This window comes from Neosynechococcus sphagnicola sy1 (assembly GCF_000775285.1).
Lineage (GTDB): Bacteria > Cyanobacteriota > Cyanobacteriia > Neosynechococcales > Neosynechococcaceae > Neosynechococcus > Neosynechococcus sphagnicola.
Map to the genome: position 1 here is coordinate 1 of NZ_JJML01000113.1, position 937 is coordinate 937.

2 protein-coding genes are annotated in these 937 nt (G+C 59.7%); both read left to right on the forward strand.

The window, feature by feature from the left end:
* On the forward strand, positions 1-325 hold a 325-nt coding region (locus DO97_RS20330), incomplete at its 5' end, for an ATP-dependent Clp protease proteolytic subunit (protein ID WP_036537176.1).
* A gap of 100 nt (positions 326-425) precedes the next feature.
* A partial coding sequence (locus DO97_RS20335) for a ClpX C4-type zinc finger protein (RefSeq protein WP_036537178.1) occupies positions 426-937 on the forward strand: 512 nt, incomplete at its 3' end.

The window sequence follows — 937 nt, forward strand, 5'->3', positions numbered from 1 at the left end:
TGTCTCGACCCTGTGCACTGGCATGGCGGCCAGCATGGGCGCCTTCTTGCTGGCGGCGGGTGCCAAGGGCAAGCGTTTTGCGCTGCCCAACTCCAAGGTCATGATCCACCAGCCCTTGGGCGGTATGCAGGGCCAGGCCACCGAGATCGAGATCCATGCACGCGAGATCCTCAAGACTCGCGAGCAGCTCAACAACATCCTGGCCGAGCGCACGGGTCAATCGCTGGAGAAGATCCAGCGCGACACCGAGCGTGACTACTTCCTGTCGGCCGACGAGGCCAAGGAATACGGCCTGGTGGACCAGGTGATCAGCAAGCGCTCCTGATCGCCACAGGCTTACACAGCGGCGTTTTCCCCGGGGAAGACGCCGTTTTTATTTGGTTATCATCCCGACAACTTTCCGTACGTAACAAGGCATTGCCCCCATGGCCGAGAAAAAACGGCTACTTCCAGCGAAAAAACCCCTTTACTGCTCTTTCTGCGGCAAAAGCCAGCATGAAGTGAAGAAGCTGATCGCCGGTCCGTCGGTCTTTATCTGCGACGAGTGCATTGACCTGTGCAACGAGATCATTCGCGATGAACTTCCAGCCGGTGACCTGGCCCGCGAAGGCCGCAGCGACCTGCCCACCCCGGTAGAGATCAAGACCAACCTCGACAACTACGTGATTGGCCAGGAAGTGGCCAAGCGTACGTTGGCGGTGGCGGTTTACAACCACTACAAGCGCCTGCGCCACAAGGACAAGGCTCACAAGGACGATGTGGAGCTGTCCAAGAGCAATATCCTCTTGATTGGTCCCACGGGTTCAGGCAAGACGCTGCTGGCCCAGACGCTCGCGCGCATGCTGGACGTGCCCTTCGTGATGGCCGATGCCACCACGCTGACCGAGGCGGGCTACGTGGGCGAGGACGTGGAAAACATCGTCCAGAAGCTGCTGCA